This is a genomic window from Ruegeria sp. BHSC026, from assembly GCF_059613065.1.
Window position 1 is genome coordinate 134,952 of the sequence record NZ_JBXWRV010000001.1, and the last position, 17,083, is coordinate 152,034.

Annotated in this window: 14 protein-coding genes; 9 read left to right on the forward strand and 5 right to left on the reverse strand. The window is 63.6% G+C overall.

Features of this window, described 5'->3' with window-relative positions; translation table 11 throughout:
- Positions 1-12 precede the first annotated feature (12 nt).
- A complete protein-coding gene (locus AC2FME_RS00665) occupies positions 13-690 on the forward strand; it encodes a DUF502 domain-containing protein (RefSeq protein WP_496799337.1) in 678 nt (225 codons plus the stop codon).
- Here the strand turns inward: AC2FME_RS00665 and AC2FME_RS00670 are convergent, their stop codons facing one another.
- Together AC2FME_RS00670 and AC2FME_RS00675 are read right to left on the reverse strand one after the other, a co-directional pair.
- Positions 691-1,719: a patatin-like phospholipase family protein gene (locus AC2FME_RS00670; RefSeq protein WP_496689113.1), complete on the reverse strand. Its 1,029-nt coding sequence runs from the start codon at positions 1,717-1,719 to the stop codon at positions 691-693.
- Between the two features lie 28 nt (positions 1,720-1,747).
- On the reverse strand, positions 1,748-2,521 hold the full coding sequence (locus tag AC2FME_RS00675; RefSeq protein WP_496799338.1) for a 3-hydroxybutyrate dehydrogenase: 774 nt from the start codon (positions 2,519-2,521) through the stop codon (positions 1,748-1,750).
- 314 nt (positions 2,522-2,835) lie between these two features.
- Between AC2FME_RS00675 and AC2FME_RS00680 the strand changes: the two genes are divergently transcribed.
- Positions 2,836-4,662: an extracellular solute-binding protein gene (locus tag AC2FME_RS00680; protein ID WP_496799339.1), complete on the forward strand. Its 1,827-nt coding sequence runs from the start codon at positions 2,836-2,838 to the stop codon at positions 4,660-4,662.
- Positions 4,663-5,119: 457 nt separating this feature from the next.
- Complete coding sequence (locus AC2FME_RS00685; protein WP_490360565.1) at positions 5,120-5,347, forward strand: hypothetical protein; 228 nt, start codon at positions 5,120-5,122, stop codon at positions 5,345-5,347.
- Here AC2FME_RS00685 and AC2FME_RS00690 read toward each other — a convergent pair.
- On the reverse strand, positions 5,344-5,967 hold the full coding sequence (locus tag AC2FME_RS00690; RefSeq protein WP_496799340.1) for a helix-turn-helix domain-containing protein: 624 nt from the start codon (positions 5,965-5,967) through the stop codon (positions 5,344-5,346). The genes AC2FME_RS00685 and AC2FME_RS00690 overlap by 4 nt on opposite strands.
- 65 nt (positions 5,968-6,032) lie before the next feature.
- Here AC2FME_RS00690 and AC2FME_RS00695 point away from each other — a divergent pair, with 65 nt between their 5' ends.
- The 5 genes from AC2FME_RS00695 (at position 6,033) to AC2FME_RS00715 (ending at position 11,886) form a co-directional block, all read left to right on the forward strand.
- Complete coding sequence (locus tag AC2FME_RS00695; RefSeq protein WP_496799341.1) at positions 6,033-7,550, forward strand: class I adenylate-forming enzyme family protein; 1,518 nt, start codon at positions 6,033-6,035, stop codon at positions 7,548-7,550.
- Complete coding sequence (locus AC2FME_RS00700; protein ID WP_496799342.1) at positions 7,547-8,206, forward strand: DsbA family oxidoreductase; 660 nt, start codon at positions 7,547-7,549, stop codon at positions 8,204-8,206. Before AC2FME_RS00695 ends, AC2FME_RS00700 begins: the two co-directional genes overlap by 4 nt.
- 76 nt (positions 8,207-8,282) lie before the next feature.
- Positions 8,283-9,491, forward strand: coding sequence for a multidrug effflux MFS transporter (locus AC2FME_RS00705; RefSeq protein WP_496678126.1), 1,209 nt, complete (start codon positions 8,283-8,285; stop codon positions 9,489-9,491).
- Between the two features lie 56 nt (positions 9,492-9,547).
- On the forward strand, positions 9,548-11,212 hold the full coding sequence (locus AC2FME_RS00710; protein ID WP_496799343.1) for a tetratricopeptide repeat protein: 1,665 nt from the start codon (positions 9,548-9,550) through the stop codon (positions 11,210-11,212).
- Positions 11,209-11,886 carry an SH3 domain-containing protein gene (locus AC2FME_RS00715; RefSeq protein WP_496799344.1) on the forward strand — a complete coding sequence of 226 codons (678 nt, stop codon included), beginning with the start codon at positions 11,209-11,211 and terminating at the stop codon, positions 11,884-11,886. Before AC2FME_RS00710 ends, AC2FME_RS00715 begins: the two co-directional genes overlap by 4 nt.
- Before the next feature lie 9 nt (positions 11,887-11,895).
- Here AC2FME_RS00715 and mfd read toward each other — a convergent pair whose 3' ends face one another.
- Together mfd and AC2FME_RS00725 are read right to left on the reverse strand one after the other, a co-directional pair.
- Positions 11,896-15,354, reverse strand: coding sequence for a transcription-repair coupling factor (mfd, locus tag AC2FME_RS00720; RefSeq protein ID WP_496799345.1), 3,459 nt, complete (start codon positions 15,352-15,354; stop codon positions 11,896-11,898).
- A 21-nt stretch (positions 15,355-15,375) separates the two neighbouring features.
- Positions 15,376-15,900, reverse strand: coding sequence for a component of SufBCD complex (locus AC2FME_RS00725; protein WP_496689132.1), 525 nt, complete (start codon positions 15,898-15,900; stop codon positions 15,376-15,378).
- A gap of 119 nt (positions 15,901-16,019) precedes the next feature.
- Between AC2FME_RS00725 and hemB the strand changes: the two genes are divergently transcribed.
- Positions 16,020-17,018: a porphobilinogen synthase gene (gene hemB, locus AC2FME_RS00730; protein WP_496799346.1), complete on the forward strand. Its 999-nt coding sequence runs from the start codon at positions 16,020-16,022 to the stop codon at positions 17,016-17,018.
- Positions 17,019-17,083 lie beyond the last annotated feature (65 nt).

Genomic DNA, 17,083 nt, shown 5'->3' on the forward strand with positions numbered 1-17,083 from the left:
CTCGGAACCGCGATGAACACACCGTTTGATGAAGAACCCCACCGCCGCCCCGGCCTGCTGTCGCGGCTACGCGCGTCGTTTCTGACGGGTATCGTCGTCATCGCACCAGTCTGGCTGACGCTGTGGTTGATCCTGTCGGTAGTCGGCTGGATCGACAGCGCGGTTCTGCCCCTGATCCCGCACCAGTTCCGCCCTGAACAATATGTGGGCATCAACCTGCGCGGCGTAGGCGTACTGTTCTTCCTGATCTTCACGGTTCTGGTCGGCTGGATCGCCAAAGGTATTTTAGGTCGGTCACTGATCCATTTTGCCGAAAGCCTGGTCAACCGGATGCCCGTCGTCCGGTCGATCTATTCCGGGATCAAACAGATCTCGGAAACCGTCTTTGCCCAAACCGAGCGGTCGTTCGAGAAGGCCTGCCTGGTGCAGTATCCCCGCCGGGGCATCTGGGCCATCGGCTTCGTCTCGACCGAGGCCAAGGGCGAGATCAACAAACGCGCCGAAACCGGCGGCGGCCTGCTGAGCGTGTTCATCCCGACCACGCCGAACCCGACTTCGGGTTTTCTGCTGTTCTTCCCCGAGGAAGACGTGATCCTGCTGGACATGACGATCGAGGATGCCGCCAAGCTGGTGATCTCGGCCGGGTTGGTCTATCCGAACCAGAAAGGCCCCACACAGCCGCCCGAGTGATCAGCCGAACATCGCGGGCAGATCGACGGTGCTGCGTGCACCCAGATCGGGTTTGTGATCGGCCAGAAACCGGTCGGCTGCGGCCCGTCCCGCCTGTTTCAGGCTGTGCAGAACCACCGGGTTTGGCACCGTCTTGGTCGCAACCGACAGGCTGTTCATCAGGGCGTCATCTGCAATCATGTGCACGAAGACACGGCTCATCTCGCCCGCTTTCAACTTGCCCTCGGCCAGCAGGCGCTGCACGAAGTTGATCGCCCGCAATTCGCGCAGAAGGGACGAGTTGAAGCTGATCTCGTTGATCCGGTTCTGGATCTGCTGCGGGGTCTTCGGAACCTCGTCGCGCTCCAGCGGGTTGATGTTCACGATCACCACATCCTTGGGCAGACCCGCGTTGAACAGAGGGAACAGCGCCGGGTTGCCGGTATAGCCGCCATCCCAATAGGCTTCGGTCCGGCCGCTTTCGGGGTCGTAAATTTCAACGGCCTGGAAAAGGTTCGGCAGGCAGGCCGAGGCGAGGATCGCTTCGGTCGTCACCTCATCGCCCGTGAACACCCGGATCTTGCCGCTGCGCACGCAGGTGGCGCAGACGAACAGACGCGGCCCCTGATCGGCGCAGACCTCGCCAAAATCAAAGGCCTCGACCACTGGGGCCAGCGGATTGCGGTAGAACGGCCCATAGGCATAGGGCGACACCATCCGCGACCAGGTATCGGCCACCGAGAACGGCACGGAATACTCCATCGCCTGCGCGATCTGGGCGGGCTCCATCCCGGCCAGCCAGTTGGCGATGCGCATGTCGCCCACCGCGCCCATCCGCTCCCATAGGGCGTTCAGGGTCTCGCGCGCGCCATCGCGACCGGCATGAACCATGCCGGCCTTGAAGGCAGCCCCGTTTAGCGCCCCGGCCGAGGTTCCGGTGATCGCCGCAACCTCGATGTCTTCGTCGTCCAGCAGACGGTCCAGCACGCCCCAAGTAAAGGCGCCATGCGCGCCGCCACCCTGCAGGGCGAGGTTGATGCGCTTTACCATATCCGCCGGCCCCGGCGCGCGCCGCGGATCACAGCGCGGTCCAGCCGCCGTCGACCGAGATCGTGGTGCCGGTGATCTGGGCCGCCGCGTCCGAGCACAGGAACACGGTGGTTCCACCAAGTTGTTCGACGGTCGCGAACTCTTTCGAGGGTTGCCGTTCGAGCATGACGTTCTTGATTACGTCCTCGCGGCTCATGCTGTATTCCTTCATCGTGTCGGGGATCTGCGCCTCGACCAGCGGCGTCAGCACATAGCCCGGACAGATGGCGTTGCAGGTGATCGGCTCCTGCGCGGTTTCAAGCGCAACGGTCTTGGTCATGCCCACGACCCCATGCTTGGCCGCCACATAAGCCGCCTTGTAGGGCGACGCCGTCAGCCCATGCGCCGAGGCGATGTTGACGATCCGCCCCCACCCGGCCTTGCGCATCATCGGCAGCGCCGCCGCCGTCGTGTGAAAGGCCGAGTTCATGTTGATGGCGATGATCGCGTCCCATTTCTCGACCGGAAACTGGTCGATCGGTGCCACGTGCTGAATGCCTGCGTTGTTGACCAGTATATCGCAGGCTCCGGCCTGTTCGACCAACGCCCGGCATTCCTCGCCCTTGGACATGTCGGCCTTAATGTAGCGCGCCGTGGTTCCGGTTTCCTTGCTGATCTCGGCGGCCAGTGCGTGATCTTCATCGCGGTCGGTGAACGAGTTCAGAACCACGTCGGCCCCCGCCTTGGCCAATTCGCGCGCGATGCCCAACCCGATGCCCGAATTCGATCCGGTAATGATTGCAGTTTTTCCCGACAGGTTCATTTGGCGTCTCCCACAGACTCATGATTTGGAGACACAGTGCCATGCTGCACCTGCAAAATAAACGGGGAAAGACCCGGTTGCGGATACGGTCAATTTATGGGCGGGAAACTCGGAGCTCGAGGCAGAAAAAAACGCCCGCACGAAGCGGGCGTTAAGTTATTGAGGCAGGTTTCATACAGGCAAGAAACCTATCGAGCAGTGGCACCTTTATAAGCAATTCCGCGCCGTCATCCAAGCTAAAAGTTTGAAAATAAGAAAAATCATCGGTACGGTGAATCCCAACAAAATAAGGCCAGAGCAGGATTGTTTCCAAAATGAGCCCCGATTTTCTTCGCCCGCTTCGCCCTGTGATCGCGGGAATCACCGCCGCGCTTTCCGTGACGTCAGCGCTCGCAGATTCGGCCCATGGCATAGCTATGTATGGCGACCCTGCCCTACCACCGGATTTTGTGTCTCTGCCCTATGCCAACCCGGATGCGCCCAAGGGCGGCAAGGTCGTGTTCGGCAACACCGGCGGCTTTAACAGTTTGAACCCGTTCGTGCAAAAAGGCACCGCCCCCTGGCAGCTGAGATTTTGGACGCACGAGGGGTTGATGGGCCGGTCCTGGGACGAACCATTCACACTTTACGGGCTTCTGGCCGAATCAATCGACACCGCGCCCGACCGATCTTGGGTCGAATTCACCCTGCGCGAGAATGCCCGATTCTCGGACGGATCCCCGGTCACGGTCGAGGACGTGATCTGGTCCTACGAGACGCTCGGCACCCAGGGGCACCTGCGCTATCGCGGTCTTTGGTCCAAGATCGACAGCATCGACCAGACCGGGCCGCGCTCGGTGCGGATCACCTTCAACGAACCCGACCGCGAACTGGCCCTCATCGCGGGCCTGCGTCCAATCCTGAAAAAGGCCCAGTGGGAGGGCAAGGATTTCGCCGAGGCGCCACTGCAGGACATTCCAATCGGCACCGGCCCTTACGTGATCGACGACTACGAAGCCGGGCGTTTCGTGAATTTCAAGCGCAACCCCGACTATTGGGGCAAGGATGTCCCCTTCCGGCGCGGCACGATGAATTTCGACGAGATGCGGATCGAATTCTACGGCGATCAGACCGTTCTGTTCGAGGCTTTCAAGGCCGGCAAGTTGTCGGCCATCCGCGAATTCAACGCCGACAAATGGACCACGCAGTACGATTTCCCTGCCGTCCAGCGGGGCGACATCGTCACAACCGAGATCCCGCACAAGAAACCGTCGGGGATGACCGGGCTGGTCATGAATACCCGACGCGCGCCGTTCGACGACTGGCGTGTGCGCGAGGCGCTGATCCTCGCCTTCAACTTCGAATACATCAACGGCACCTTCACCGGCGGGGCACAGCCGCGGATCACCTCGTATTTCTCGGGGTCCGACCTGGCCATGCAGCCCGGGCCGGCCAAAGGGCGCGTGGCCGAGTTGCTGCAGCCCTATGCCGATGATCTGCCCCCCGGTGCGCTGGAAGGGTACGATCTGCCCAAGGGCGACGCCTCGGTCCGCAACCGAAGGGACATCCGCAAGGCGGCCGACCTGCTGGAACAGGCCGGCTGGACCATCCAGGACGGGGTGCTCCGCAACGCCGAAGGCCAGCCGTTCAAGGTGAACCTGATCATCAGCCAAGGCGGCCTGAACGTGGTGCAGAACGTCGACGCCATCGCCGAGATCTATGCCCGAGCGCTGGAACGGCTGGGGATCGAGCTGACCGTCGACAAGGTGGATGACGCCCAATACACCCAACGCATTTCCGAGTTGGATTTCGACATGACCCCGTTTCGCCGCGCGCTGTCGCTGTCGCCGGGCAATGAACAGCGCCTGTACTGGGGCAGCGAAGGCGCCGACACGCCGGGCACGCGCAACCTGATGGGCGTGGCCTCGCCCGCCGTCGACGGGCTGATCGACGCGATGCTGGCCTCGGAAAGCCATGAGGATTTCGTGGCCGCCACCCGCGCGTTGGACAGGGTGCTGACGGCGGGGCGCTACGTCATACCGATCTGGAGCTTTGACGTGGGTCGCATCGCCCATGTCAAACAGATGCGGCACCCCGATACTCTGCCGATCTATGGCGACGGCCCTCAATTCATGCCCGACGTCTGGTGGTACGAAGACTGACTCGCGGCCCGCAGGGGCGGTTGACCCTGCGGGCGGCTTCGGACTTGAGCGCGCTAGCGGAAGATCGGCGAAAAACGGCACATCGCCCAACCACAAGATCATGACCGGGCCCGGGCACGTCCGGCCACATACCGGGCTGATTGGCAGATCAAGCGGCTGTTTTCAATGCACCCCCCAAATATTGGAGCGACTTGCGCGAGACCCACGGTAGTCGTCGCCGCTTCTCTTCGGAAAATGAACGACATGAAAAGAGTTTGCAGGCGACGACCGTCGGTTGAGACCGGTCGGGTCAGACGGGGTCAATGCCGCACCCATGCTCTGTAGCCCTGCCCATGCCCGGCCGTGCAGAGCGCAAAGCGCCCTGCGACATTTTGTCATGCCCGCGACACCATATCGCGCTACGTACGCTACAAGTGAGGAGAGCAGTCCTGAAACCCGAACCGCGGGAGGCTCGCAGATGTTGAACTGGACTGATTTGACACAAGACTGGAGCGCGACCTATGCCCGCGCCAAACGCCGTTTTCCGAACCTGCGCGACCAGGACATGGCACGCGTCAAAGCCGACAGGAAACGGTTCGAAGCCTATCTGGCCGAACGTCATCACCTGACGATGACCGAGGCCCATGAAGAAGTCGAAGACTTTCTGTTCACCGAAGGACTGAACCGCGAACTGGCGCACAGCTAGGCCAGTGACGTCACCCACAGGATTGTCGCGTCTTCCTCGCTGACCGAGATCACGTTGTGCCCCATGCTGCCGTCGTAATAGGCGCTGTCGCCCCGGCGCATTTCGACGGGCTCGTAAAACTCGGTATACAGGCGGATTACGCCGGTGAGCACATACAGGAACTCTTCGCCGTCGTGACGCACCCAGCCATCGAACTCGTCCATCGACCGCGCCCGCACGCGCGCACGATAGGGCAGCATCTGCTTTTTCGTCAGCGTCTCAGCCAGCAGCTCGTGTTCATAGGTCGTGGTGGCATGGGCGGTGCCCTGCCCGTTTCGCGTCACCGCCATGCGGCCGATGACCTGATCGCGCTCAGGCGGGGTGAACAGCTGCGGCACCGAAATCTCAAGTCCTGTCGCCAGCTTTTTCAGCGCATCATAGGTGGGCGACATCTGGCCGTTTTCGATCTTGGACAGGGTCGAGCGTGCCAGCCCGGCCTGATTGGCCGCCTGTTCCAGCGTCCAGTTGCGCGCCTTGCGCAGCTCACGCACGCGTGCGCCCAGATCGACCGGCTCGGGCTCGGTATGGGTGCCGTTGTCGCGGGCGATGCGTACGATGGATTTGTGGTCTTTGCTCGTCATGCGTCATTCTATAGGGCCAGCGCCGCGCGCTTGCAACGCGTGACAAAGGGCAATAGCCAAGGCGCATGTTGTCAATCTTCGATCAAGGGCCACCGCCGCCCTGCCCTACGCCATTCAACCTGGCCGCCCATGTGCTGCGGCGCGCCGATGCCACGCCGGACAAGGTGGCACTGTCAGTGCTGCGCGCCGACGGTTCGGACGATTGGTCCTATGCACAGCTGAAATCCGCAGTTCTGGGTACTGGAACCGGGCTGCTGCGTGCGGGCCTCGTGCCCGGCGACATCGTGCTGATGCGTCTAGGCAATACGGTCGATTTTCCCATCGCCTATCTGGGGGCAATCGCGGTCGGGCTGATCCCGGTGCCCACCTCCTCGCAACTGACCGAGCCCGAAACGGAACGGATGATCCGGGACCTGTCTCCAGCCGCCATTCTGCGCGATCCGTCCGTGGCCTGTGCCGCGCATCCCAACCAGATCGGCCTGACCGACCTTGCCGCCATGCGCAACCTGCCGCCCGCGTCCTTCGACATGGGCGACCCGGAACGCATGGCCTATGTCGTCTATACCTCGGGCACCTCGGGCAAACCACGCGCAGTGGCCCATGCGCATCGCGCGATCTGGGCGCGGCAGATGATGGTGGATGGCTGGTACGGCCTTCGCGAGGCCGATCGCCTGTGCCACGCGGGCGCGTTCAACTGGACCTACACGTTGGGCACCGGCCTGATGGACCCGTGGACCATCGGCGCCACCGCACTGATCCCAGAACCCGGAACCGACCCGGCAGACCTGCCTGGGTTGCTGCGCCGCCACCGCGCCTCGATCTTTGCGGCCGCCCCCGGCGTGTACCGCAAGATGCTGAACGCGGCAGACACGCTGCCCCTGCCCGATCTGCGCCACGGCCTGAGCGCCGGCGAGAAACTGTCGCGAGCCTTGCACGAACGCTGGGTTCAGGCCACCGGGACCGAGCTGTACGAGGCCTATGGCATGTCGGAATGCTCGACCTTCATCTCATCCAGCCCATCCCACCCTGCGCGCGGCGATGCGCTGGGCCAGCCGCAACCGGGGCGCCGCGTGGCGATCCTGGGGCCTGACGGGCCGGTTCCGCAGGGGCAGGAAGGCACCATCGCCGTTCACCGCTCGGACCCGGGGCTGATGCTGACCTACCTCAACGCCCCGGACGAGGTCCGCGCGCGCATGCAGGGCGACTGGTTCCTGACCGGCGATCAGGGGGCGATGGCCGTGGATGGGCAGATCACCTATCTGGGACGTGACGACGACATGATGAACGCCGGCGGCTACCGGGTGTCCCCGGTCGAGGTTGAAGCCGTCCTGTCGCGCTTTCCCGGAATCTCGCAGGTGGGCGCGGCGGCGGTCGAGGTCAAACCGGACACCTTCGTGATCGCCGCCTTTTATTCCGGCCCGGAAAAACTGGACGAAACCGCCCTGCGCGCTTATGTCGAGGCCAACCTGGCGCGCTACAAGCAACCCCGCGCCTTCATTCATCTTCCCGAACTGCCCACCGGGGGCAACGGAAAACTCCTGCGCCGCGCATTGCCGGCCTATTTCAAGGCACCCGAAGAATGACCCAGACCGTCAAGCTTGATATCCTGTCCGACCCGATCTGCCCGTGGTGCTATATCGGCAAGACCAACCTAGACAAGGCCCTGGCCTCGGTCCCGGACCATCCGTTCGTGATCGAATGGCATCCGTTCCAGCTGAACCCCGACATGCCCGAAGGCGGCATGGACCGGCGCGAATACCTGGAACGCAAGTTCGGTGGCAAGGAAGGTGCGGTCAAAGCTTATGCGCCGGTGGTGGAGCATGCCGAAAAGGCCGGCCTGAACATCAATTTCGAGGCCATGAAGCGCACCCCGAACACGCTGGACGCCCATCGCCTGATCCACTGGGCCGGGATCGAAGGCAAGCAGAACGAGGTGGTGGATGCGCTGTTCGACGCCTATTTCGTGCAGGGCCGCGACATCGGCGACCACGAGGTGTTGGCCGACATCGCCGACAGCGTGGGCATGGACGCCGCTGTGGTTCTGAAACTGTTGAAATCCGACGCCGACCGGGACGACATCCGCAAACGCGACGCCCATTCACGAGAGATGGGGGTGAACTCGGTGCCGACCTTCATCGTCGCCAACCAGCACGCAGTACCTGGCGCCCAGCCGCCCGAGCTATGGAAGCAGGTCATCGATGAAATCATGTCTCAGTTTGAGCCCTCCTCTGCAGAATAGCACAGAGTTCTGTGCGCGGTTGCACCTAGCCCACCTTGCCCTGTCGTGTTAGCGCGTTGGGGCAAGGAGTCCCCGCATGGCTGACCGTATTTCCAGGGCCGAATTCATCGCGCTGATCGCGATGATGTTTGCCACCATCGCATTTTCGATTGATTCAATGCTGCCTGCCCTGCCCGAGATCGGCGCGCAGCTCAGCCCTGATGACGTGAACCGGGCGCAGCTGATCCTGACCAGCTTTGTTCTGGGCATGGGGATCGGCACGTTCTTCACCGGTCCGATCTCGGATGCGGTCGGACGCCGGCCGGTGATCTTTGCCGGAGCGGCACTCTATATTCTGGCATCGGCCGTGGCCTGGGCCAGTTCATCGCTGGAGCTGGTTCTGGCTGCCCGGGTGGCTCAGGGGCTGGGGGCCGCCGGTCCGCGTGTCGTGGCCATGGCCATCATCCGTGATCTGTTCTCGGGCCGGGAAATGGCGCGGATCGTGTCGATCGCGATGATGATCTTTACACTGGTGCCTGCCATCGCGCCCATGGCCGGTGCCGCCGTGATCGCCTTCGCCGGTTGGCGCGGTGTGTTCATGTCGTTCATCCTGTTCGCGCTGGTGATCATTGTCTGGATGGGGTTCCGACTGCCGGAGTCCCTCGCCCCGGAAAACCGCCGCCCGTTCCGCCTGCCGCTGATGGTCGGTGCGGTGAAAGAGATGTTTGCCCACCCCACCGTTCGCCTGTCGATCTTTGTCCAGACCCTTTGCATGGGCATGTTGTTCACCATGCTGACCATGGTGCAGCCGGTCTATGATGTGATCCACCACCGCGCCGACAGCTTCCCCTTCTGGTTCGGGTTCGTGGCGCTGATGTCCGGCTCGGCCAGCCTGCTGAACGCGGCCGTCGTGGTGCGCGTGGGGATGCGCCGCATGGTGACCTGGGCACTGGCCGGACAGATCCTGATCACCTCGCTGGTGATTGCCCTCAATATGTCGAACCTGTCGCCGCAGGCCTCGTTTGCGCTGTTCGTGTTCTGGCAGACCACGGTCTTTTTCATGGCCGGCGTCACGATGGGCAACCTGAATGCCATCGCGATGGAGCCGATGGGCCATATCGCCGGCATGGCGGCCTCGGTCATCGGGTCGATCTCGACCGTGCTGGCCGCCGCGATCGCCGCACCGGTTGGGCTGCTGTTCGACGGCACGCTGGGGCCGTTGACCATCGGCATCCTGACCATGTGCGTGCTGGCCTTCGGGCTGATGGTCCACATGGGCCGGATCGAAGACCGCGTTCCCGCCTGACCTGTGCAGCGCACCTGAACTGCGCTAGGCTCGCCCCATTCAGGGGGGAATCCGGAATGAGCGACTATTACGATCTGGGCACGCATAGCTGCCCCGTCACCACGTCCTCGGATCAGGCGCAGCTGTGGTTCGACCGGGGCCTTGTCTGGACCTACGGCTACAATCACGAAGAGGCGGTCGTGTGTTTCCAGCGCGCGCTGGAGCATGACCCGGACTGCGCCATGGCCCATTGGGGCGTGGCCTATGCCGCCGGGCCGAACTACAACCTGCCCTGGGAGCTGCTGGACGATGCGGGCAAGGCCAAAGCGCTGGCCTGCGCCTATGACGCGACCCAGTGCGCACTGGCCCTGCTGGATCGCTGCACGCCTGTCGAACGCGAACTGATCCGCGCCCTGCCCGCCCGCTATCCCCAGCGTGACCCGGCGTCCGACATGCACCGCTGGGACCACGACTTCGCCGACGCCATGCGCGCCGCCTTCGCGGCCCAACCCGATCATCTGGACTTGCGCACCATCTATGTAGAGTCATTGCTGAACCTGACCCCCTGGCAGATGTGGGACCTGAGGACAGGCCAGCCCGCCGAGGGCGCCGCCACGCTTGAAGCGCAGGAGGCGTTGGAATGGGCCATGGCCAATGATCCGGCGGCGATGTCGCATCCGGGCCTGCTGCACCTCTACGTACACCTGATGGAGATGTCGCCCACGCCGGAAAAGGCACTGAAGGCCGGTGACGTGCTGCGCACGCTGGTGCCGGATGCCGGGCATCTGGTGCACATGCCAACCCATATCGACGTGCTGTGCGGCCACTATCAGAACGTCGTCCACTGGAACGAACAGGCGGTCACTGCCGATCTGAAATACTACCAGCGCGAAGGCGCTTTCAACATCTATACCGGCTATCGCCAGCACAATTACCACTTCGTCATCTATGGCGCGTTGTTCCTGGGTCAGATGGAGCCCGCCCTACGCGCCAACAAGGGCCTGTGGGACACCACGCCCGAGGAAATGCTGCGCATCGAAAGCCCGCCCATGGCGGATTACTTCGAAAGCTACATGGCCATGGGACCGCATATCCTGATCCGTTTCGGCCGGTGGGAGGAAGCCAAGGCTCTGCCCCTGCCCCCCGATCCCGACCTGTATCTGACGGTGACGGCCACCACGCATTATGCCCGCGCAGTCGCCCATGCCGCCACGGGCGACGTGGCCGAGGCCGAAGCCGCAGAACGGCTGTTCCTGGTCGCCAAGGAGCGGGTGCCCGAAACCCGCCTGTTGCACAACAACCGCGTGATCGACCTGCTGGAGATCGCGCGCGAGATGCTGCGGGGCGAGATCGAGTACCGCAAAGGCAACTTCGACACGGCCTTCGCCCATCTGCGCCGCTCGGTCGAGTTGGACGACAACCTGCCCTATGACGAGCCTTGGGGCTGGATGCAGCCCACCCGCCACGCGCTGGGGGCGCTGCTGTTCGAACAGGGCCATGTGGCTGAGGCCGAAGCCGTCTATCGCGAGGATCTAGGGCTGGGCGGCACCCTCGGCCGGGCCTCGATCCATCCCGACAATGTCTGGAGCCTCAAGGGCTTGCACGATTGCCTCAAGGCGCGCGGCGCGCGAGAGGAATTGCAGCTCATCCGACAACGACTTGACCTGGCCCTGGCGCGGGCCGACCACAGCGTCGGCGCCTCATGCTTCTGCGCCCAGGCCGCGATGAGAGCCGCTGAATGAAACTGTTGAACGCTGCGCTGGTCGCACTGTTCTGCGGCCCCGCCTGGGCCGACCGTCAGACCTTTCCGCCTGTGGACGAGGCCAGCAACGACCCGGCGCTTGAAGCCTTCCGTGCGGAGCTGCGCGCCAAGGTCGCTGCCCGCGACCTGGAGGGCGTCATGGCCGCCACCTGCCCCGAGATCTATACCAGCCACGGCGACCCGGACGGCCCCGAGACGTTCCGCGCCAACCTGACGGTCGATCCCGAGACCCTGCCCGAATCCGACCGCCGCCACGCCGCCACGATCCGCGAGGACTACTGGCGCGACCTCGAGACCACGCTGGCCCAGCCCGGTTATTTCGACGAGGATGGCGAGTTCTGGATGCCGCACCAGTGGCGCATCACCCTGCCGGCGGCGCTGGACCCGTTCACCGCCTATTTCGTGACCGGCCAGGATGTCACCCTGCGCCAGGCTCCCAACCGTGGCGCGCCCATTCTTGACCTGATCAGCCACGAGGTGGTGATCGTGCCGGAATATCTGGAAGAGGCCGAATATCAGGGCGTCATCCTGACCGACGGAACCCGCGGCTATATCTATTCAGACTTTCTGTGGTCGATGGTCGGCTATCGCGCGGCCTTCGTGAAATCGGACAGCGGCGAATGGCAACTTTGTACGTTCGTGGCCGGGGACTAGGCCGCGCCCTCAGGCGTTGGCCTTCTTCTTTTTCTCGGCCGCCACCTTCTCGGCCAGATCGCGGGCAATGGCAAAGGCGCCCTTGATCTTGTCGCTGTCCTTCTTCCAGTCGCGCCGCACCACGATCTTGTTGTCCTTGACCTTGGCCAGCCCGCGCTGGTTCTGGATGAACTCGACCAAACCTTGCGGTGAGGCGAACTTGTCATTGTGGAACTGGATCGTGGCCCCTTTGGGTCCGCCGTCCAGCTTGGCAATGCCCGCGCGTTTGCACATCGCCTTGATCCGCACCACCAGCAGCAGGGTGTTCACCTCTTTCGGCAGCGGGCCAAATCGGTCGATCAACTCGGCGGCAAAGCCCTCCAACTCGACCTTGGTCGACAGCGACGACAGACGGCGATAGAGGCCCAGCCGCACGTCCAGATCGGGCACATAGTCTTCGGGGATCAGCACCGGAACGCCCAGGTTGATCTGCGGCGCCCACTGGTCGTCGGCTTCGCTCAGCCCTTCCATCTCGCCGGCCTTGATCTTGGCAATCGCCTCTTCCAGCATCGATTGGTAGAGTTCATACCCCACGTCGCGCATCTGGCCCGACTGTTCCTCGCCCAGCAGGTTGCCCGCGCCGCGAATGTCCAGGTCCTGGCTCGCCAGCGTGAACCCGGCCCCCAGCGTATCGAGCGAGCCCAGAACCCGCAGCCGCTTTTCGGCGGCCGGCGTCAACCGCGCGCGCGGCTTGGTGGTTAGATAGGCGTAGGCGCGGGTCTTGGACCGCCCCACCCGGCCCCGGATCTGATAGAGCTGCGCCAGCCCGAACATGTCGGCCCGGTGCACCACCATCGTGTTTGCGGTGGGAATGTCCAGCCCGCTTTCCACGATCGTGGTGGCCAGCAGAATGTCATACTTGCCGTCGTAAAAGGCATTCATCCTGTCGTCCAGCTCACCCGCCGCCATCTGGCCATGGGCCACCACATAGGTCAGCTCCGGCAGCTGTTCTTTCAGAAACTCCTCGATCTCGGGCAGGTCCGAGATGCGCGGCACCACATAGAAACTTTGCCCGCCGCGATAGTGCTCGCGCAGCAGCGCCTCGCGGATGGTGACGGCATCGAATTCGCTGACATAGGTGCGGATCGCCAGGCGATCGACGGGCGGTGTGCCGATGATCGACAGGTCGCGCACCCCGGTCAGGCTCAGTTGCAGGGTGCGCGGGATCGGCGTCGCGGTCAGCGTCAGCACATGCACGTCCGAGCGCAGTTGCTTGAGCCTTTCCTTGTGGGCCACGCCGAAATGCTGCTCTTCGTCGATGATCAACAGCCCGAGGTTCTGGAACCGGATGCCCTTGGCCAGCAGCGCATGGGTGCCGATCACGATATCGACCGTCCCCTTGGCCAGCCCTTCGCGGGTCTGTTGCGCCTCTTTGGCCGAGACGAAACGTGACAATTGCCGGACTTCCAGCGGGAATCCCCGGAACCGGTCCTTGAAGCTGGCGGCGTGCTGGCGCGCCAGCAGCGTGGTGGGCGCGATCACCGCCACCTGCAGGCCGGACATGGCCGCAACGAAGGCCGCGCGCATGGCGACCTCGGTCTTGCCAAAGCCCACGTCGCCGCAGATCAGGCGATCCATCGGCGTGCCCGAGTGCAGGTCGTCCATCACGTCGGCGATGGCGCGCAGTTGATCCTCGGTCTCTTGATAAGGAAAGCGGGCACTGAACTCCTCCCACGCGTGGGGCGGCGGGTCCATGATCGGAGCCTTGCGCAGGGCGCGTTCGGCCGCGATGCGGATCAGCCGGTCGGCCATCTCGCGGATGCGTTCCTTGAGCTTGGCCTTCTTGGCCTGCCACGCACCACCGCCCAGCTTGTCGAGCAAGCCTTCCTCGTGCCCGTATTTCGACAGCAGCTCGATGTTTTCGACCGGAAGGTACAGCTTGGCGCCTTCAGCATATTCCAGCAGCAGGCATTCATGCGCGGCGCCCAGGGCGGTCACGACCTCCATGCCCATGTACCGGCCGATGCCGTGATCGACATGCACGACCAGATCGCCGGGGCTGAGCGATTGGGTCTCGGTCAGGAAATTCTCGGCCTTGCGGCGTTTCTTGGGCTGGCGGATCAGCCGGTCGCCCAGCACGTCCTGTTCCGAAATCACCGTCATGTCAGGCGTCTCGAAGCCGTGCTCCAACGCCCAGACCGCCAGGTGCAGGCCGCGCTTGCCGATGCGCGAGCCGTCGGTCACAAGAATTGCCTCGGCCAGGCCCTCATCCTCGATCAACCCGGTCAGGCGTTCGCGCGCGCCCTCGGAATAGGACGCGACCAGAACCGGCCCCTTCTCCAGCTTGTTCTTGATGTGGCTGGCCAGCGCGCCGAACAGGCTGATGCTTTCCTGCTGCCGCTCGGGGGCAAAGTTGCGCCCGATCCGACCGCCCGCGTCGATCACCCCGGGGCCACTGGCCTGCGGCAGAGGACTGAACTGCAGCACCCGCCGCTGCGTCACCGCCTGGGTCCAGGCGGCGTCGTCCAGATACAGCAGACCCGGCGGCGTGGGTTTATAGACCGAATCCATGCGCGAGCGGTTCTCGAGCGCCAGGCGCCGGGTTTCGTATTGATCGGCGATGCTGTCCCACCGGGCCAGACGCGCGGGCGTGACCTGATCGTCCAGCGTGATCGTCGCGCCCGGAAGGTAGTCGAACAACGTTTCCAGCTTTTCGTGGAACAGGGGCAGCCAGTGCTCCATGCCCTGATGCTTGCGTCCGGCGCTGACCGCTTCGTACAGCGGATCATCCGTACCGGCCGCACCGAATTCGATGCGATAGTTCTGACGGAACCGGGTGATGGCGGCTTCGTCCAGTATCACCTCGGAGACCGGGGCCAATTCGACCAGATCGAGCTTTTCTGTGGTGCGCTGGGTGGCCGGATCGAACCGGCGCGCGCCGTCCAGCACGTCACCGAACAGGTCCAGCCGCACTGGCCCTGCCTCGCCCGGCGGGAAGATGTCGATGATCCCGCCGCGCACGGCATAGTCGCCGGGTTCCATCACCGTGGGGCTTTGGCTGAACCCCATCCGCACCAGAAAGTCACGCAACGCGGCCTCGTCGATGCGTTGTCCGACCCGTGCGGTAAACGCCGCCTGCCGCAGCACGTCGCGCGCCGGCACGCGCTGGGTGGCAGCGTTCAGCGTGGTCAGCAGAACAAAGTGTTCGGGCATCTGGTGCACCAGCGCCGCCAGGGTCGCCACCCGCGCCGCCGCAATGTCGGGGTTGGGCGATACCCGGTCATAGGGCAGGCAATCCCAGCCGGGAAACAGGATCACGGGCATGTCGGGCGCAAAGAAACGCAGCGCGGCGCGCATCGCCTCGGCACGTTTGTCGTCGCGCGCCACATGCAGAACCGGCCCGCCCGAGCGGGCGACCTCGTTTAGCACCAACTGCGCGTCGAACCCCTCGGGGGCACCGCCGACTGTCACGTGGTTCGGAGCCTTCATCGCCTCGCCTTTCCGAATTTTCTATCCCAGAACGCCGATCGAAAAGTTCTGATACATGCCCCACATCGAAGTGACCAGTATCGCCAGCATACCTATGATCTGGGTTGCCAGCCGGCACCGGTGCAATGCCTTGGATACACCTTCAACCGTCAATTCCTGCCGCCGCAGGTTCCGGGCCACCCGCAGGCTGTTTGCGCCGACAAGAACCATCGGGAACAACAGCAGAAACACGGCCTGTGCGAACTCGACCTGATAGTAGAATCCCAGCGTGGCCAGCCCGGCGAACAGGAAGCAGCACAATGTCAGAAGAATGACGCCCGAAACTTCGGCCACATAGAGAATTCGGTTGGTGTTGATCCGCACGATGTCCAGCAGGTCAGCCTCGGCCTGGCCTCCGACGCGGCGGGCACGCACGACCAGATCATAGGGAACCCCCAGCACCCAATGGCTGGCCGTCGACCACAGGACCGCAAGCGCAATCCAGTACCACAGATTCGAAAAGCTGCGCATGTCGATGAGCTCGAAGATCGTGGAGTACCAGTCCAAACTCGGTCCTTTTTTCAAAATTCTCAGGCGGTTCTATCGCAACGGCGCGGCCATTGGTACCCTTGAGACCTGCGCGAATTCATGCCACCCAATGCGCGACTGTTCAAGGAGAACGCGCCATGAAACCGACAATCGCTCCCTACCCCCACGGCCGCTTTCGCCGCGCCCGCCAGTCCGAGGCGATCAGGGGCCTGGTGCGCGAAAACACCCTGACCGTTGATGACCTGATCTGGCCGGTCTTCGTGCGCGACGGCGAGGGCATTGAAGAGCCTGTGCCCTCGATGCCCGGCGTGGTACGCCGATCGGTCGACTTGATCGCCGGGGCCGCTGCCGAGGCACAAGCGATGGGCATCCCGGCGATCTGCCTGTTTCCCTACACCGATCCCAGCCTCAAGACACAGGATTGCGCCGAGGCGTGGAACCCCGACAACCTGTCGAACCGCGCCATCCGCGCGATCAAGCAGGCCGCGCCCGAAATCGCAGTGATGACCGACGTGGCGCTGGACCCTTACAACATCAACGGCCACGACGGATACGTGGTGGACGGCAAGATCGTGAATGACGAAACCGTCGAGGCGCTGGTCAAGATGACGCTGGCCCAGGCCGAGGCCGGAGCCGACATCATCGGCCCGTCTGACATGATGGACGGCCGGGTTGGCGCGATGCGTCAGGCGCTCGAGGCCGCCGGCCATCACGACGTCATGATCCTCAGCTATGCCGCGAAATATGCCAGCGCCTTCTACGGACCTTTCCGTGATGCGGTGGGGGCTTCGGGCGCGCTCACCGGCGACAAGAAGACGTATCAGATGGACCCGGCCAACTCGAACGAGGCGCTGCGCCTGATCCAGCGCGACCTGACCGAGGGCGCCGACATGGTGATGATCAAGCCAGGGATGCCCTATCTGGACATCTGCCGGAGGGTCAAGGACACGTTCGGCGCACCCACCTATGCCTATCAGGTGTCGGGTGAATACGCGATGATCCAGGCCGCAGCGCAGAACGGTTGGATCGACGGCGACAAGGTGATACTGGAAAGCCTGCTGGCCTTCAAACGCGCGGGTTGCGACGGCATCCTGACCTATTTCGCGCCGCAGGTCGCCAAGCTGCTGCAAGGCTAATCCCAAGGGAATCCGCGATTTTTCGCCGATCAGCCGGCCTTGGTCTGCCGGTTTTCCCGTGACAC